Here is a 16,026-nt window from a genome sequence, read left to right on the forward strand (position 1 = left end):
GCGAGTCCCGCAAGGATGGCCACCAAGGTATCGATGACGCAGACCTGGATCGCCGCTCCGGGAAGAGCGGTCTGTTTGTCCACGTAGCTGCCGTAGGTGATCATGCACCCCATTCCCAGGGAGAGGGAGAAAAAGGCCTGCCCGAGGGCGGCAGCGATGGACTCGCCTGTGAGCTTTGAAAAATCAGGTTTGAGGTAGAACTCCAGCCCCTTGCCCGCACCCTCGAGGGTCACGGAACGGACGATGAGGATGAGCAGAATGACGAAAAGGGCCGGCATGAGGATCTTGCAGTATTTCTCGATGCCTTCGCCGATGCCCTTGTAGACCACCCAGACGGTGATGAGCATGAAAATCGCCTGGTAGATGATCACCTGAGGGGTGTTGGAGACAAAGGCTCCGAAGACGTCGCCCGCCTTGCCCGCTGCGGCGTCTCCCATCAGGCCGGTGAAGGACCGGAAGAAGTACTTGATGGTCCAGCCGCCGATGACACCATAAAAAGACAGGATCATAAACCCGGCGGTAACTCCCATCCAGCCGACGATGACCCATGCGCCGCCCCTGAGTTTCTCGAAGGAGCCGACGGCGTTGAGCTGGGCCTTCCTTCCTATGGCCATCTCGGCGAGCATGACGGAGAAGCCGATGATGAAGATAATGGCGAGGTACACAAGAACGAATGCCGCTCCGCCATACTTTCCGGTTATGTACGGGAAACGCCATATATTTCCGAGTCCGACCGCCGATCCGGCAGCCGCCAGTATAAATCCGATTCTGCTTCCCCAATGTTCCCTATGGGCTTCCTGTGCCATTTTTCTCATACCCCTCCTTCGTTGTCTGTGATCAGATATCGGAACAAGCCGCTACTTTCCAATCCCGCTCTGTCCCCGGCATCACCCGCCTTTCACTATTCCGTTTATTTTCTTAATATAGAATAATTGGAGCATATTATACCACCCTCCTTCGATCTTTCCAATCCGTGGAAGGAAATTTTCTTCATTCTCAGGTCATTCTGGAGTACAATAACACGGAAAAGGAGGAGTTCTCATGTGTCTTGCCGTTCCCCACACCATCGAAAAAATTCTCGGAGAGAACCGGGCCCTTGCCGCCGCAGGCGCCGTCCGGACAGAAATCCGCACCGATCTCGTGGATGATGTCGTTCCGGGCGATACGGTCCTCGTTCACGCCGGATTCGCCATAGAAAAGCTCTCCCCGGAGGACTCGGAAGAACTGAAGGACCTCTGGGACGAACTGCGGGCCCTCGCGGGAGAACCCTATGCCCATTGACGCCCCTTCCGCCGCAGAGCTGCTGGGCAAGCTCTCCAGGACACCCCTTTCGGTGATGGAAGTCTGCGGAACCCATACGGTTTCCGTCTTCCGATCCGGGATCAGGTCCGTTCTTCCTCCAACGCTTCGGCTGGTTTCCGGGCCGGGATGTCCGGTGTGCGTCACCGACCAGGGGGAGATCGAAGCCGCCATCTCTCTTCTGGACCGGGGGGCCGTGGTGGCCGCCTACGGCGACATGTTCAAGGTTCCCTGCGATGGAGGCTCTCTTGCGTCGAAGCGGTCCAGGGGACTTGACGCCAGGGTGGTCACAAGCGCCATGGAAGTACTGACCCTCGCCGAAGAGTACAGGTCCCGGGAAGTGGTCTTCCTCGGCGTCGGCTTCGAAACCACCGCCCCGTCCACGGCTGCCCTCGTGGCGGAGGCGGCCCGGAGAGGCACCTCCAATCTCTCGGTGCTCTCGTTTCACAAGCGGACCCCGCCGGCAGTGGAGCTTCTTGCCGCCGACCCGGACCTGCGGCTCTCGGGATTTCTTCTGCCCGGCCACGTGTGCGTCATCCTTGGGCACGATCCCTTCCGTTTTCTGCCCGAAAAGTACGGACTTCCCGGGGTGATTGCGGGTTTCGAGCCGGAGCAGATTCTTCTTGGCCTTGCGGAAATCGTGAGACAGCACGAGCAGGGCACTCCCGCCCTCCGCTCGGTATATGGGAAAGCCGTGAAAAAGGGAGGAAACCCGAAGGCCCTCGGACTGCTCGAAGAGGTCTTCGAACACCGGGACGCCACCTGGAGGGGGATAGGCACCATTCCGGACTCCGGACTGGCCCTGAGAAAGACGTACGAATCCTTCGACGCGGAAAAGCGGTTCGGCATTACTCTCCTGCCGGGAACGCCGCCGGCAGGCTGCCGCTGCGGCGATGTGCTGACTGGAAAGATCACCCCGCCGGAATGCCCCCTGTTCCGCTCGGCATGCACCCCCGTGTCACCCGCCGGCCCCTGCATGGTGTCCGGCGAGGGGACCTGCGGTGCCTATTTCCGGTATTTCAAAGGAGACAAGTCATGAACGACACAACAATCACCCTGGGGCACGGAAGCGGCGGGCGACAGAGCGCGGAGCTCGTCTCCCGCCTGCTCGAGTCCTTCCGCAAACGGGGCATCGGCCCGGAGATGGAGGATGCGGCCCTTCTTCCCGGAGGCTACGCCATGACGATGGACGGCTTTACCGTGTCGCCCCGCAGATTTCCGGGCGGCGACATCGGTCACCTGTGCGTCTGCGGCTGCGCCAACGATCTGGCCGTCCGGGGCGCGAGCCCGGATTTTCTCGGCATCAGCCTCGTCCTCGAGGAGGGGATTTCCCAGGAAGAGGTCGCCTCCTGCATGGAGAGCGCCGCCTCGACCTGCGCCACCCTCGGCATGACCCTCGCCGCCGGGGACACCAAGGTGGTCCCCTCCGGGGCGGTGGAAGGAATGGTCATCACGGGCTGCGCCTTCGGGCAGATCAGGACGCCCCGGACGCTCTCCATGGCCGGCATCCTGGAGGGGGACACTCTTCTCGTCACCACGTCCGTCGGACGGCACGGAGCGGCCATCGCGTCCGCCCGGTTCAACCTTCCCGTGGAGGGTCTGCTGAGCGACTGCGCTCCCCTGTGGCCCGCCCTGAGTCCCCTTCTGCACCTCGAAGGGCTCCGCTGCATGAGGGACTGCACCAGGGGCGGCCTGGGAACGGTGCTCTGCGAGTGGGCTGAGGCCACGGGGCTCCATTTCTCCCTTGACGAGAATTCCATTCCGGTGAGCTTCCAGGTTCAGTCCCTGTGCGATGTTCTCGGCTTCGACCCCCTCTACATGGCGTGCGAAGGATGCGCCGCCCTTGCGGTGGCTCCTTCCGACGCTGAAGAGGCCCTGCGGATCCTCAGGCAGTCGCCTCTCTGCGCGGACGCCGCCGTCATCGGTCGTGTCTCCTCCGCCGAGCCGAAGGGGATGGTCTCCATGAAGACCTCCATCGGGGGCGAACGGCTGGTGGACATGCCCTGGGGGGAGATTCTTCCCAGGATCTGCTGAAACAAAAAAGCTGCAGGGGATGCCTCCCTCGCAGCTTTTTGTCAGTGGGAAAGTTTTTCGTTGATTCTGAGAATGTCCACGGCCAGCCCCGTCTCGTCGTCCAGGGTGACGGTCACCCCGTTCAGGGCGAGCCCTTCTCCCGAGACTTCGAACCTGGAAGGCATGCCGGTAAGAAACTTGGGAAGCACTCCCTCCATCTTCATTCCGATGGAACTTCTGTGTCCTCCGGTCATCCCGGCATCGGTGATGCAGGCCGTGCCGCCGGGAAGTATTTCCTCGTCGGCGGTCTGTACATGGGTATGGGTTCCGATCACCACCGCGGCCCGGCCGTCGAGGTAATGGGCCAGCGCCTTCTTTTCCGATGTGGCCTCCGCGTGGAAATCGAGGAAAAAGGGAACCTCTCCCGCAGCGGTGAGAAGAACGTCCGCCTTCCGGAAGGGACAGTCGATGGGGGGCATGAAAACCCTTCCCTGGAGATTGGCTATGGCGAGACGCCTGCCGTTTTTCTCCAGCACCGTCATTCCCTGTCCCGGACATTCGTCCGGGTAGTTCGCCGGACGGATGATCCGGGGTTCCGCCTCCAGGACGGCAACCCCTTCCGGTCTGTCCCATATGTGGTTCCCCGAGGTCATGCCGTCGATCCCGAGGCCGAAGAGTTCGTCGGCGATTTTCCTGGTGATTCCTTTCCCGGCGGCGGCGTTCTCGCAGTTGGCGAGAACGAAGTCGAAACCGCCGCACCGCTCCCGGAGGAGGGGAAGTACCGCGGCGACAGCCTTGCGCCCGGGACTTCCCATGATGTCCCCGATGAAGAGTATCTTCATTTTTCGCCTATTTCGCGTAATCCGTGGCCCGGGTCTCCCGTGTGACGGTGACCTTGATCTGGCCGGGATACTTCATTTCCTCCTCGATCTTCCGGGCGATGTCGAAGGCTATCTTGTGTACCACGCCGTCGTCGGAGATATTCGGGGATACCACTACCCGGATCTCCCTGCCCGCCTGGATCGCATAGGCCTTGCTGACGCCGTTGAAGCTCTTGGCCAGCTCTTCGAGCTTTTCAAGGCGCTTGACGTAGGCATCGAGGCTTTCCCTGCGGGCCCCGGGGCGGGACGCGCTGACCGCGTCCGCGGCCGCCACAATGACGTCGTAGATGCTCTTCGCCTCCTGGTCTTCGTGGTGGGAGGCGATTGCGTTCACTATTTCGGGCGTTTCGTTGTACCGTCTGGCGAGGTCCGCCCCTATGAGGGCATGGGGCCCCTCAATCTGATGATCCACCGCCTTGCCGAGATCGTGCAGCAGTCCGGCGCGGCGGGCGATTTCCTCGTCAATCCCCAGCTCAGCGGCGATCATGCCAGAAATGTAGGCGACCTCGAGGCTGTGCTGGAGCGCATTTTGTCCGTAACTAAACCTGAACTTGAGCTGTCCGAGAGTATGGATGAGCTCGGAATGCATGTTCTTGATTCCCGTTTCGAGCAGGGCGCTCTCGCCTGCTTCCACAACCTGTTCTTCCACGTCCTTGGTTGCCTTTTCGATGAGTTCCTCGATGCGGGCAGGGTGAATCCTGCCGTCGGTCACGAGACGCTCGAGGGAGAGTCTCGCGATTTCCCTGCGGACGGGATCGAAACTGCTGAGGGTAACCGCCTCCGGTGTGTCGTCCACGATGAGGTCAACGCCCGCGAGGGTCTCGAAGGTCCGGATGTTCCGTCCTTCCCTGCCTATGATTCTTCCCTTCATTTCGTCGGAGGGAAGATGGACGACGCTCACCGCCGCCTCGGAAGTGTGTTCCACGGCGCAACGCTGCACGGCGGTGACGATGATTTCCCGGGCCTTTCTTTCGGCCTCCCGTTTTGCCTTCTCCTCAAGCTCCTTGAGCCTGAGCCCAAGGATGTGCTGGGCATCTTCCTCGGTCTGCTTGAGAAGAAGATCCCGGGCAATTTCCCTGGTCATCCCGGCGATTTCCTCGAGGCGTTCCACCTGTTTCCGCTTCGTCTCCTCGACTTCGAGCAGGCGGGCTTCCAGCTCATCCTGCCTTCCCTTGAGCTCTTCCTCCCGGTGGGCCACCCGGTCGAGCTTGCGGTCAAGGTTTTCCTCCTTCTGTTCCAGCCGGCGTTCGGCCCTCTGGAGTTCGTTGCGGCGTTCCTTGCCTTCCTTCTCGATCTCCTGCCGGAGCCTGAAGATCTCTTCCTTGGCCTCGGTGAGCTTTTCCCGCTTGCTCTGCTCCGCCGCCGCCTGGGCCTCTTTCAGGATATTCCTGGCCTGAGCCTTTGCGCTTTCAAGGTTCCGGGCCCCGAGGGTCTTGGAAAGAAGGAATCCCGCCCCTGTTCCGGCGGCTATTCCCACGACAATTGCGACCATTGCTGTCAAAAAATTCATGGTGCTGTAATCACTCCTCAATTTTATTTTCAAGGTACTGACAAGGGGGAAAACAGACGTCTCCCGTTTTCCGCTCTTTATGTTATTTTAACGGTCAGCCTTCACCCTCACAAGCCCTTTCGGTAACCTTTCTGCAGACGGAGAAGGAAAAACCGCGCCGAAGAAGGCGCCCGACGATCTTTTCCGGCTCCAGTCCTCTTGAAGCCAGCTCCTCCGCGAGGGCGTTCGCTCTTGCCTCCTCGTCGATGTCCGAAAGAGCATCGCGGATGTAGGAAGAGTCTACCCCTCTCCTCCTCAGTTCGTCCCTCAGGCGGAGAGGCCCCCAGTCCTGGTGGGAATCGGCGAACAGGACGGCGTAAGCGGCATCGTCCAGATAGCCTGCCTCACTGAAGCGAAGCACGAGGTCGTCGATTTCTTCCGGAGACGCTCCCCCAGCGGCGAGCTTTTCTCTTACCTTCGCCGTCGGCAGAACTCCCCTGGAGAGGAGGTTCAGAAGATACCCTTCGAGATCTGCACCTCCCGTTTTTTTTCCTTCCGGCAGGTTTCCGTCACGCCGTTTCCACAAGGTTCAGCGACCTCCCCAGCACGGTATACAGGCGGTCCTTCAGTTTCGGGCACGAGTGGAGTCCGGGGTCATTCTCCACCAGTCGGAAGGCCTCTTTTCTTGCGGTTTCAAGAATGTCCCTGTCCTTGATCAGGTCCGCCACGTGGAAGTCCGTGACGCCCGACTGGCGGACACCGCACACCTCGCCGGGCCCCCGGAGCCTAAGGTCAGCCTCGGCGACGGCAAACCCGTCGGAAGTGGCGCAGAACGCTTCGATCCGTTCTCTCGCCTCCGGTGCGGAGGGCGCGCATATGAGGAAGCACCATGATTCGCCGGTCCCCCGCCCCACCCTTCCTCGAAGCTGGTGGAGCTGAGACAGGCCGAACCGGACGGCATCCTCCACCACCATGATGGTGGCCTCCGGCACGTCAACCCCCACCTCCACGACGGTGGTTGATACGAGAAGGGAAATGTCCCCCCGCTGGAAGTCGTCCATGACCTTTTCCTTCTCACCGTTTGGAAGGCGGCCGTGGAGAAGAGCTGTGCCCAGGGAGGGAAACCGCTCCCGGAGCTCGGCGAATCTCGCCTCCGCCGCCGTCAGGTCGAGGGTTTCGCTTTCCTCGATGAGGGGGCATATCCAGTAGACTCGTTCTCCGGCTTTCATCCGTTCCTCGAGAAAGGAGAGGAGGCCCGGAATCTTCTTCGGCGGGATCGCCCTGGTCTCCACAGGTTTTCTTCCCGGGGGCAGCTCGCTGATGACGGAGACGGCAAGGTCGCCGTAGACCGTGAGGGTGAGGGTCCGTGGAATCGGGGTGGCCGTCATGACGAGGACGTGGGGGCTCCCGCCCTTGGAGCGGAAGGTGTGTTTCTGGAGGACGCCGAACCTGTGCTGTTCGTCCACGATGGCGATGCCCATCCTTGCGAAGGCCGTTTTTTCGGAGAGCAGAGCATGGGTTCCGATGGCCACGGAAATTTCCCCCGATTCGAGGCCTTCCTGGATTTCGGCTTTCTCCCTGGACGGGAGGGAGCCTGTGAGAAGGGCACACCTTCCGCCGAGGGCTTCGATCATGGGAGCGAGGCGGAGGTAGTGCTGCCGGGCGAGTATTTCCGTGGGGGCGAGAAACGCGCCCTGGTATCCTCCGTCAAGGGCCGCCAGAAGGGCCAGAAGGGCCACCACCGTCTTGCCCGAACCCACATCACCCTGGAGCAGGCGGTTCATGGGGACCGTCCGGGCCATGTCGGCAAAGATGTCCTCCACCGCTTTTTTCTGCCCGTCCGTGAGGGTAAAAGGGAGCCTGCTTCCGAGACATTCCGCCACAAGTCTCCCGGGAGGAAGGGAGGGCGCCGGGGAGGACGTGTCACCGGCAAGGCTGCGGCGCACGGCGAGTCCCGTCTGGAGCAGGAAGAATTCATCGAAGGCTAGGCGGTTCCGGGCGGCCTTCCACTTCTCCCGGGATTCGGGATAGTGGAGCTGCCGGACCGATTCGGTCACGCCGGGCATGCCGAGCCGGGAACGAAGGTCGTCGGGAAGGTATTCCTCGAGGGAGGGCAGGAAATCGTCCAGGGCCGAGCGGGTCATTCTCCGAAGGGCCTTCTGGGAAAGTCCCGCCGTGGTCGGGTAGACCGGAACGATGGCGAGGGATTTTTCTTCGTCTCCGTCCTCGTCCAGGATCTCGAAGTCGGGATTCGTGAGCTGAACCGATCCTCCCCTTACGTCGACCCGGCCGTAGAAGAGAACCCGGACTCCCGGAAGGAGGATTTTTTCAAGGCCCACCCGGTTGAACCACACGGCTTTGGCCATGGTCCGGCCGTCGGAGATGAGGGCCGTGACAACGGAAAGCCCTTTCCTGGCAGTTTTCCGCCGCTCGAAGGCCGCCACCCGGGCTGCCACCGACACGGTCTCGCCGCCCCGGAGCGATGAAAGGGGGGCGAGGTTCCGCCTGTCCTCGTACCGTGCCGGAAAGAGGAAGAGGAGATCCCCGGCGGAGCGGATTCCGAGCCGGGCAAGCATCGCTTCCCGGGCGGGACCCACTCCCTTCACGAACCGGACGGGGTCGGAGAGACTGCGGACGGGAGCATTCACCGGGAGGACTCTTCCTCCTCGGCAAAGGATTCTTCCTCGCCGTCGGAAAGGGAGGCGAATCGTGAGAGAAGGGCCCTGAACTCCGCCTTGAACTCCTGCTTCATCTGCCGGAGGCGCTGGAGCTCCCGCCGTTCCCTGTCCTTCGCCGCCGAGGCGTCAAGAACGATCTGCTCGGCCTTCAGCCGCGCCTCGTTGAGCAGGGTCTCCGCCTGCCTGCTCGCCGCCTCCTCTTTGGCCTCGGCGCTTTTCTGGGCCATGAGAAGGGTGCCCTGGAGGGTCTCCTTGAGGTTTTCGTACTCCTTGATCTGTTCCTCCAGCCGGTCGATGCGGCGTTCGAGCTCCGCGCACCGAAGGGAGTATTCCTGGATATCCTCCGCCACCCGGTCGAGAAATTCGTCCACCTCGCTGACCGCATAACCCCGCATTGCCCTGGAAAAATACTTGTTTTCGATGTCCCGGGCGGTCAAAAGATCAGGCACCGTTTTCGTCCTCCCATTCCTCTATCATGGTTTTTCTCGGTGCGGCCAGAAAAATGCCTCCCGCAACCCTGAGCACCGTACCCCTGTTGGCGAAGGCGACCCCGCAGAGAAAGTCAAGCAGGCTCTGGCCGGATTCCCGCTCCATCCCCCGCAGGTCCACGAGAAGCATTTTACCCTTTCTGAGGGCCTCCGCGAGCTCTTCTTTTTTGTCGGGGCCGGAAGAGCCCCGGAGGATGATAAGGTCAGCCTCTCCCGCAGCGGGGCGAATCACCCGCTCCTCCCGTTCCTCCAGGTCCGGGCGCGGATCGTCGTTCCAGTCGTCTTCATAATCTCCACCCGGGTCCACCAGTCCCAGGAGCGCCATCAGCCGTTCAAGCATTCCTCCACCCCCGTTCTTCACCGGCGCGCACCGAAAATGGACGAACCGATACGCACCATGGTGCTTCCTTCCTGTACCGCCCAGTAAAAATCGCCGCTCATCCCCATGGAAAGTTCCGGCAGAGCCAGCCCCGTACTTTCACGGGCCGACTCGCAGATGGTCCGCAGAAGGGCGAAGGCCTTCCGTACTTCCTTCTCTCCCCCCGTGAGGGGTCCAATGGTCATGAAGCCTTCCGGGCGAAGGGCGGGGCAGGTCTCGAGAATGCCGTGAAGCAGGGCTTCCGCCTTCTCAGGCGCAACCCCGTGCTTGGAGGCTTCACCGGACGTGTTCACCTCGAGAAGCACGGGAAGGGTTCTGCCCTCCTCTGCGGCAATCCTTGAAAGGACGGCGGCAAGCTCCGGCGAGTCCACCGAGTCCACAGTTGAGGCAGCCGAAAGAGCTTTCCGGGCCTTGTTCCGCTGGAGGTGGCCGATGAGCCGCCACTCCGGTTCTTTCCCCCCGGGCCAGAGGGCCCGCTTCTCCAGGAGTTCCTGAACCCTGTTCTCGCCGACGGACGTCACGCCGCAGCGCACCGCTTCGACTACATCCTCCACCGGACGGGTCTTCGTCACGGCGACGAGAAGAATCTCCTCCTCCCGCCGGCCGCACAGGGCAGCGGCTTTTCGAATCCCCTCCCGGACAATCTCAAGGTTCTCCCGAATAGACGTCACCATAAACGGATTTTCCCTTCCTTTCCGTTCTGGGCATGGAGCACCACGATGTGACCCGGCCTCAGCCCCTCTGTTATGAAAAATCTGCCGCCCTCCACCGGAATACCCCGGACGGGCTGAAAATGAACAATGTTGCCGTCCACCAGGAACACGCCGAGCTGCCCCTTCCTGAAACGCACGGCAGACTCGGGTACGGAGACCCCGCTTCTCTCTCTCGTCTCGAGGAGAAGGCTGATCTCCCTGGAAGCCGCCACGGAGGCGGGGAAAAAGGGAAGCGTCAGGTAAAGCTTCACTTTTGAATCAAAAAACCGGGCGACCCGGACTTCCGCCTTCTCCGGCCACCCTGTTTCCTTCGTCTTCACCCGGACGAATCCTGCCCTGATGTCCCGCTCCAGGGACGGTGTCACGTCCGCATACAGGATGCACCGCAGGTCCTGGGGCTGGGGTATGAGTTTACCCACCGGCCGGCCTTTCTCCACGAAGTCCCCGGCGCCGAAAAACTGCACCGGCGGTGTGGAAGGCAGGGGCTCCATGCCGTTCCAGAAGGCGGCGTAGGTCCACTCTCCCTCGGCGCCGTCGAGGCCTGGGACGAAATAGCCCGTTTTCTCGGCCTTGACCGCCATCTTCCCGGAGGACGAGCTGACCACCGCGAGGGTCTCCCCCTTCGCCACCCGTCTCGGGCCGGGAAAAGGAAAGGTCACCGTGCCGCTCCACCGGGTAGGGACCATTTCCTCCCGCCAGATGAGTACGCCCCGGGCGGGGATCCTGTCGGCATGGGTGCAGGGGACGGCGGACACCACCTCCGGGTTCAGGGACTCCCGTCGCTCCCACCACAGGACATAGATGTACACCACACCGACGGCGATGACAAGGATCAGGAAAAAATACAGGAACCTCCGGAACAGGCCGGACAAGGCTTCTTTCAAGACTTCTCCCGCCCCATCCCGCTTTCGTTGAGACATGACAGGGGCTGCCTGCCCTCGGCGATACGGGACGCATTCCCCGCGATGAACCGGAGGACCCCCTCCTGGGAGGCGTCGTTCACGCCCCCGATGTGGGGGGTCACCACCACCTTCGGGTGAGAGAGGAAGGGATCGTCCGTCCGGTGGGGTTCCTCCCAGAGGACATCAAGCCCCGCACCGGCGATCCATTCTTCCTCCAGGGCCCGCTCCAGGGCCCGTCGGCTCACGATGCCTCCCCTTGCCACGTTGATGAAGAAGGCGTCCCTGTCCATGGCCCGGAAAAGGGGCTCGTCGACGATGTTCTCGGTCTCGGGGGTGAGGGCAAGGGCCGCCACGACGAATTTTGCCCCCTTCACCGCATTTTCGGCATCGGTCAGGGGAACGAAGGCGTCGATCCCCCAGCGGGCGCTGTCCGCCGGAAGGGTCCGGTTGACCCCGGTCACCTTCATGCCGAAGGCCTTCATCCTCACCGTGATGGAGCGCCCCACGTTGCCGAGACCGATGACGCAGGCCTTCTTCCCCCACAGGGCGATGCCCGGAGGCGTGTAGACCTTTCCCTGCAGAAGCTTCTCCCTGGCGCGGAAAAATCGTTTGGCCAGGATCAGCATGTGGAGAAAGGCCACCTCGGCGACCCCTTCGGCGTTTCCCGTTCCGACGGAGGGAACGTTGCAGGCGTAAACTCCCCTGCGGGAACAGGCTTCAAGGTCGATCCCCTCGGCCCCCGCGCCCCACTGCTGAACAAGCTTCAGCGCCGGGGCCCGGGAGAGCAGGGCCTCGTCCACCGTCACAGGCCTTACGACAAGCATTTCCGCCTCCGCCAGGGCCTCCGCACCATCCGCCGTGTCGGCGATGAGGATGTCATGGCCGGCGAAGGCTCTGTCGAGGGATTCCTTCAGACGGAAGAATTCTTTTCCCCAAAACACAACCTTCATTTCTTTTCCTCCCGGTTCTTTCCCTTCCCTTCTTTGTCCCTTTCCAAGGACGCGAAGGCGTCGTGATTGTGTATGCTTTCGTTGCTGACGACACGGATGCTGTACCAGGTAATCCTGTCCTCGGCCTCAAGATCCACCGCCACGTCCCGCAGAACGTCCTCCACGAACCGGGGGGTGTTGTAGGCCTGTTCGGTGACGAACTTCTCATCCTCCCGTTTCAGCAGAGTATACACCGGGGCGGAGGCATTTTTCTCGGCGATGGCGACCAGTTCCTCGATCCACACGAGCCCGTTCATACGAACGGAGATGGTCACAAAAGCCCTCTGGTTATGCGCCCCGGCCTCGGAGATTTCCCGGGAGCACGGGCAGAGAGTCTGGACCGGCACGGTGACGGAGGTCACCAGGTCGAAGAAGTCCTCTCCTTTGACGGCGGTGAAGGAGACGTCGTACCTGGTGAAGCTGCTCAGTTCGGAAACGGGGGCATTTCTCGAAATGAAATAGGGGAAAGAGAAGACGATCTCCGCGCATTCGGCGGATAAGACCGTCCGGAGGTCTTCGGCGATCTGTTCCATGTGGGACAGGGTGACCTTCCCCTGGAATTCGTGGAGCACCTCGATGAACCGGCTCATGTGGGTACCCCGGTATTCGTGGGGCAGGGAGACGGACATAGACACGGAAGCCACCGTGTGCTGTATATTCTCTTTCTGGTCCATGACAACGATGGGGTAGGACACGCCGCTGACCCCCACCCTGTCGATGGGAATGCGCCGGGAGTCCCGTTCGCTCTGTACGTCACGCATGGTCCATGTCCTCGGCGGTGAGCACCGCGCAGCTCGTGGCGGTCTCCCAGACTTCCACGGCCCAGAGCCGGCAGTTCGGGCGGCGGAGTGGTTCCGCCACCTGTTCCCAGACCCACCGGGCGATATACTCCGCCGTGGGCTGGGGGAGAATATCGTTCAGGTAGGCATGGTCAAGCCTGGAGATGACCCGTTCCTTCACCAGAGAGGAGACATCGCAGAAATCCGCGATCATCCCCTCCCGGTCGGGCGCCCCCTTCAGGACCACTGCCAGCCTGTATGTATGTCCATGAAGCCGCTCGCATTTTCCGTGGTATTCCACCAGGTTGTGGGCGGCGTCGAAGGTAAATTCTTTCCGAAGCAGCATGGAAAATCCCCGCCTTTCGAGAAAAATGGGCGCCGGTCCCGGCCGGGGCCGCAGTATAGGGGCACACAGTCCTGAATCCGCAGGTCTTTCAGGCAGAGGGAGTGTCGCCGCCGGCCATACGGTGAATTCGCCCTCCCCAAGGGCGAAGCGGGCTCGATCCGCACTCTTTGCTGATGAATCCCCTGGGGGAGGGCGCCCCGGACGACAGAAACCATACGGATTTCGGTTTCACAGGCAGGCAGCCGGCGAATGCAGGAACCTTGGTGGGGCAGTTGTCACGAACGACAATCTGCACCCCCGGCCCAAGCGGTCCCGTGACGCTCCCGCCGGGGTGCGGATTCAGGATAGTATTCCATGATTGATTTTACACCATTTCCCGGAAAGAGAGGAACGGCTTCCTGAATCCGCTAATTTTTCAGGCAGAGGGAATGTCGCCGGGCATAAGGTGAATTCGCCCCCGCCGGAAGCAAAGAGATAACCCACTGAAGGCAGCGCCCAGGGGAGAGAAACCGACACGGATGTCGGTTTCACAAGCAGGCAACCGGCGAACGCAGGGAGCGGCGGGACTCGCTTGGGCAGTTGTCACGGACGACAATCTGCACCCCCCGCCCAAGCGAGTTCCGGTGACGCTTCCCGCGGAGGTGCGGATTCAGGGGCTTTCGCCTCTCCGCCGCTTTCTGGGGCCTTCCGCAAAGGCACAGGGACCTTTTTTTGCGAATGCTGGAGCCCGCTTCTTTTTATGAAGCTCTTTCTCCCCAAAAAACCGCTTATATTGGATAATGAAATACGAAAAACGGCTTTTCTTGTTTTTTATGCAGTACATTTTGGGTTTTCTCTTGACTAATATCCGGGGAGAGTGTTATAAAGTGGCATCGTTTTTATTTCACGGAATCAGCCGGAAGGAGTTGAACCGAAGTGGAATTCGACAAGGCACGGGATATTTTCGGGATGTACGTTTTCGACAGGCGGGCAATGAAAGAAAGACTTCCCCAGCATATTTTCGAGGCACTCATGGCCTCCATCGAAGGGGGCCAGAAGCTCGACTCGGCCATGGCGGACATGGTGGCGGCGGCCATGAAGGAATGGGCCCTCTCGAAAGGTGCCACCCACTGGACCCACTGGTTTCATCCCCGTACGGAGATGACCGCCGAAAAGCACATGTCCTTCATGTCCAAGGATGAAAGCGGGATGCCCATCGAGTCCTTCAAGGGAAAGGAACTTATCCAGAGCGAACCCGACGCATCCTCCCTCCCCTCGGGGGGCATCAGGTCCACTTTCGAGGCCAGGGGCTACAGCGCATGGGACCCCTCGAGCCCGGCCTTCATCATGATGAGCAAAAAGGGGGGCACGCTCTGCATTCCCTCTGTGTTCATCTCCTACGACGGCACGCCCCTCGACCTCAAGACGCCCCTCCTCAAAGCGGTGGATGCCGTGGAGACCCGCTCCATGCGTCTTCTCAAGCTCTTCGGCAACAGGGGCATCAAGTGGGCCCACGTGACCGTCGGAGCAGAACAGGAGTATTTCCTCGTGGACAGTGCCGTGGCGAAGAACAGGCTTGACATTCGGTACTGCGGCAGGACGATCCTGGGCTGCCCGCCCCCCAAGGGACAACAGATGGAAGACCACTACTTCGGCTCCATTCCTCCCAGGGTCCTCTCTTTCATGGAAGACGTGGAGCGCGACCTGTACCGGCTGGGTGTGGTTATCACCACCAGGCACAACGAGGTGGCTCCCTGCCAGTTCGAGTTCGCCCCCCAGTTCGCCGACGCAAACCTGGCCTGCGACCAGAACCAGCAGATCATGGACGTGATGCGGAAAATGGCCAGGCGCCACGACTTCCACCTCCTGCTCCACGAGAAGCCCTTCGCCGGGCTCAACGGCAGCGGGAAACACGTGAATTTCTCCATTATGGACAGCGAGGGCCGAAACCTCCTGAAGCCGTCGTCGAACCACCGGAAGAACATCCAGTTCCTGACGTTTCTGAGCGCCCTGCTCCTCGGCGTCTCCAGGTTCCACAGCCTGCTCAGGGCCGCCATCGCCTCCCCGGGGAACATGCACAGGCTCGGCGGCAACGAGGCGCCTCCCGCCATCATGAGCGCCTACCTCGGCTCCACCCTGACCGGCATTCTTGAGGCCGTGGAGAAGGGACTTCCCGACGAAATGCCGGCCCAGGCCCTTATCGACCTCGGCATGAACAAACTCCCCTCCGTCATGGCGGACAACTCGGACCGGAACCGCACATCTCCTCTTGCATTCACGGGCAACAAGTTCGAGTTCCGGGCCCCCGGCGCCTCCCAGTCCATCGCCGGACCCCTGACCATGATTCTTGCGGCATGGGCCTGGGGCCTGGAAGCGGTGTGCGACATGATAGAAAGCAGGGTGGGCGAGGTTGATGCCCTGGATGCGGCCCTCGAGTCCATCAAGCATGCCGCCGCCGAGAGCAGGGCTTTCCGCTTCGAGGGGAACGCCTACAGCCCTCAGTGGCAGGAAGAGGCGAAGAAGCGGGGACTCACCATAGTAAACTCCACCCCCGAGGCGCTGGCCCTCTTCCTCCTGCCGGAGAACAGGGAGCTTCTCTCGAAGCTCCACATCATGACCGACCGTGAAGTTATCGCCTACTACGAGATCCGGCTCGAGCAGTTCATCAAGACGGTGGAGATCGAGACGGGCGTTCTCCGCACCATGATCTGGGAGGGGATCCTTCCAGCCCTGTCGAAGCAGATCATTCTGGAAAGCTCCGCCCTGTCGGCCCTGCCGGAAGACACCAGGAAGGAAGCCTGCTCCTGGAGTGCATGCATCGGCAGGCTGGGTTCCCTGAAGACGGCCCTCATTTCCGCCTCGGAGAAACTTGACGCCCTCAAGGAGAGGATGCACGCCCTGGACATGGAGGAGCAGGCGGCCACCATCACCGGGGAAGTACTTCCTCTCTGCGCCCATATCCGAGAGATATGCGACACCGCCGAATCCCTCGTGGCGGGGGACATCTGGCCCTACCCCACCTACACGAAACTGCTCTCCCTTTCCTGAACCGGCCAGGAAAGAACGCGGGGCTTCGGCCCCGCGTTCTTCC

Annotated in this window: 16 protein-coding genes; 4 read left to right on the plus strand and 12 right to left on the minus strand. The window is 61.4% G+C overall.

Translation table 11 applies throughout. The features are described 5' to 3' along the window. Positions 1-806, minus strand: an 806-nt coding sequence (locus JMJ95_RS03335) for a sodium-dependent transporter (RefSeq protein ID WP_290682630.1), incomplete at its 3' end; no start/stop codon positions are given. A 235-nt stretch (positions 807-1,041) separates the two neighbouring features. On the opposite strand from JMJ95_RS03335, the gene JMJ95_RS03340 reads away from it, so the two are divergent. The 3 genes from JMJ95_RS03340 to hypE are packed head-to-tail and all read left to right on the plus strand — an operon-like array spanning position 1,042 to position 3,333. Further along, positions 1,042-1,281 carry a HypC/HybG/HupF family hydrogenase formation chaperone gene (locus JMJ95_RS03340; RefSeq protein WP_290682632.1) on the plus strand — a complete coding sequence of 80 codons (240 nt, stop codon included), beginning with the start codon at positions 1,042-1,044 and terminating at the stop codon, positions 1,279-1,281. Further along, on the plus strand, positions 1,271-2,338 hold the full coding sequence (hypD, locus tag JMJ95_RS03345) for a hydrogenase formation protein HypD (protein ID WP_290682634.1): 1,068 nt from the start codon (positions 1,271-1,273) through the stop codon (positions 2,336-2,338). Before JMJ95_RS03340 ends, hypD begins: the two co-directional genes overlap by 11 nt. Beyond that, complete coding sequence (gene hypE, locus JMJ95_RS03350; RefSeq protein ID WP_290682636.1) at positions 2,335-3,333, plus strand: hydrogenase expression/formation protein HypE; 999 nt, start codon at positions 2,335-2,337, stop codon at positions 3,331-3,333. Before hypD ends, hypE begins: the two co-directional genes overlap by 4 nt. 41 nt (positions 3,334-3,374) lie before the next feature. On the opposite strand, the gene JMJ95_RS03355 is transcribed toward hypE, so the two are convergent. The 11 genes from JMJ95_RS03355 to queD form a co-directional block, all read right to left on the minus strand. Further along, positions 3,375-4,154: a TIGR00282 family metallophosphoesterase gene (locus JMJ95_RS03355; RefSeq protein ID WP_290682638.1), complete on the minus strand. Its 780-nt coding sequence runs from the start codon at positions 4,152-4,154 to the stop codon at positions 3,375-3,377. A 7-nt stretch (positions 4,155-4,161) separates the two neighbouring features. Beyond that, positions 4,162-5,703: a ribonuclease Y gene (gene rny, locus JMJ95_RS03360; RefSeq protein ID WP_290682640.1), complete on the minus strand. Its 1,542-nt coding sequence runs from the start codon at positions 5,701-5,703 to the stop codon at positions 4,162-4,164. Positions 5,704-5,797: 94 nt separating this feature from the next. After that, positions 5,798-6,268 (minus strand): regulatory protein RecX, encoded by a 471-nt coding sequence (locus tag JMJ95_RS03365; RefSeq protein ID WP_290682642.1) that lies wholly within the window; start codon positions 6,266-6,268, stop codon positions 5,798-5,800. After that, entirely contained in the window at positions 6,252-8,330 is a 2,079-nt protein-coding gene (recG, locus tag JMJ95_RS03370) for an ATP-dependent DNA helicase RecG (RefSeq protein ID WP_290682644.1), read from the minus strand. Before recG ends, JMJ95_RS03365 begins: the two co-directional genes overlap by 17 nt. Next, the gene (locus tag JMJ95_RS03375; protein WP_290682646.1) at positions 8,327-8,809 is read right to left on the minus strand and encodes a DivIVA domain-containing protein; all 483 of its coding nucleotides are present in this window, start codon (positions 8,807-8,809) and stop codon (positions 8,327-8,329) included. The genes recG and JMJ95_RS03375 overlap by 4 nt, the downstream gene beginning before the upstream one ends. Continuing rightward, positions 8,802-9,188, minus strand: coding sequence for a cell division protein SepF (gene sepF / locus JMJ95_RS03380; protein WP_290682648.1), 387 nt, complete (start codon positions 9,186-9,188; stop codon positions 8,802-8,804). The genes JMJ95_RS03375 and sepF overlap by 8 nt, the downstream gene beginning before the upstream one ends. 17 nt (positions 9,189-9,205) lie before the next feature. Beyond that, positions 9,206-9,901 carry a YggS family pyridoxal phosphate-dependent enzyme gene (locus JMJ95_RS03385; protein ID WP_290682650.1) on the minus strand — a complete coding sequence of 232 codons (696 nt, stop codon included), beginning with the start codon at positions 9,899-9,901 and terminating at the stop codon, positions 9,206-9,208. After that, positions 9,895-10,824, minus strand: coding sequence for a hypothetical protein (locus JMJ95_RS03390; RefSeq protein ID WP_290682652.1), 930 nt, complete (start codon positions 10,822-10,824; stop codon positions 9,895-9,897). Before JMJ95_RS03390 ends, JMJ95_RS03385 begins: the two co-directional genes overlap by 7 nt. Then, positions 10,821-11,792 carry an NAD(P)-dependent oxidoreductase gene (locus JMJ95_RS03395; protein ID WP_290682654.1) on the minus strand — a complete coding sequence of 324 codons (972 nt, stop codon included), beginning with the start codon at positions 11,790-11,792 and terminating at the stop codon, positions 10,821-10,823. Before JMJ95_RS03395 ends, JMJ95_RS03390 begins: the two co-directional genes overlap by 4 nt. Then, positions 11,789-12,592 carry a GTP cyclohydrolase FolE2 gene (folE2, locus tag JMJ95_RS03400; protein WP_290682656.1) on the minus strand — a complete coding sequence of 268 codons (804 nt, stop codon included), beginning with the start codon at positions 12,590-12,592 and terminating at the stop codon, positions 11,789-11,791. Before folE2 ends, JMJ95_RS03395 begins: the two co-directional genes overlap by 4 nt. Next, on the minus strand, positions 12,585-12,956 hold the full coding sequence (gene queD / locus JMJ95_RS03405) for a 6-carboxytetrahydropterin synthase QueD (protein WP_290682658.1): 372 nt from the start codon (positions 12,954-12,956) through the stop codon (positions 12,585-12,587). The genes folE2 and queD overlap by 8 nt, the downstream gene beginning before the upstream one ends. Positions 12,957-13,904: 948 nt before the next feature. On the opposite strand from queD, the gene JMJ95_RS03410 reads away from it, so the two are divergent. Further along, positions 13,905-15,983 (plus strand): glutamine synthetase III, encoded by a 2,079-nt coding sequence (locus tag JMJ95_RS03410; RefSeq protein ID WP_290682711.1) that lies wholly within the window; start codon positions 13,905-13,907, stop codon positions 15,981-15,983. Positions 15,984-16,026 lie beyond the last annotated feature (43 nt).

The organism is Aminivibrio sp., assembly GCF_016756745.1.
GTDB lineage: Bacteria > Synergistota > Synergistia > Synergistales > Aminobacteriaceae > Aminivibrio.

Coding starts and splice junctions, on each gene's coding strand:
- sepF (WP_290682648.1), bottom strand. CDS start 9,188: ATGCTTGAACGGCTGATGGCGCTCCTGGGACTGGTGGACCCGGGTGGA.
- folE2 (WP_290682656.1), bottom strand. CDS start 12,592: ATGCGTGACGTACAGAGCGAACGGGACTCCCGGCGCATTCCCATCGAC.
- queD (WP_290682658.1), bottom strand. CDS start 12,956: ATGCTGCTTCGGAAAGAATTTACCTTCGACGCCGCCCACAACCTGGTG.
- JMJ95_RS03340 (WP_290682632.1), top strand. CDS start 1,042: ATGTGTCTTGCCGTTCCCCACACCATCGAAAAAATTCTCGGAGAGAAC.
- JMJ95_RS03410 (WP_290682711.1), top strand. CDS start 13,905: ATGTACGTTTTCGACAGGCGGGCAATGAAAGAAAGACTTCCCCAGCAT.
- JMJ95_RS03395 (WP_290682654.1), bottom strand. CDS start 11,792: ATGAAGGTTGTGTTTTGGGGAAAAGAATTCTTCCGTCTGAAGGAATCC.
- rny (WP_290682640.1), bottom strand. CDS start 5,703: ATGAATTTTTTGACAGCAATGGTCGCAATTGTCGTGGGAATAGCCGCC.
- hypE (WP_290682636.1), top strand. CDS start 2,335: ATGAACGACACAACAATCACCCTGGGGCACGGAAGCGGCGGGCGACAG.
- JMJ95_RS03385 (WP_290682650.1), bottom strand. CDS start 9,901: ATGGTGACGTCTATTCGGGAGAACCTTGAGATTGTCCGGGAGGGGATT.
- hypD (WP_290682634.1), top strand. CDS start 1,271: ATGCCCATTGACGCCCCTTCCGCCGCAGAGCTGCTGGGCAAGCTCTCC.
- JMJ95_RS03355 (WP_290682638.1), bottom strand. CDS start 4,154: ATGAAGATACTCTTCATCGGGGACATCATGGGAAGTCCCGGGCGCAAG.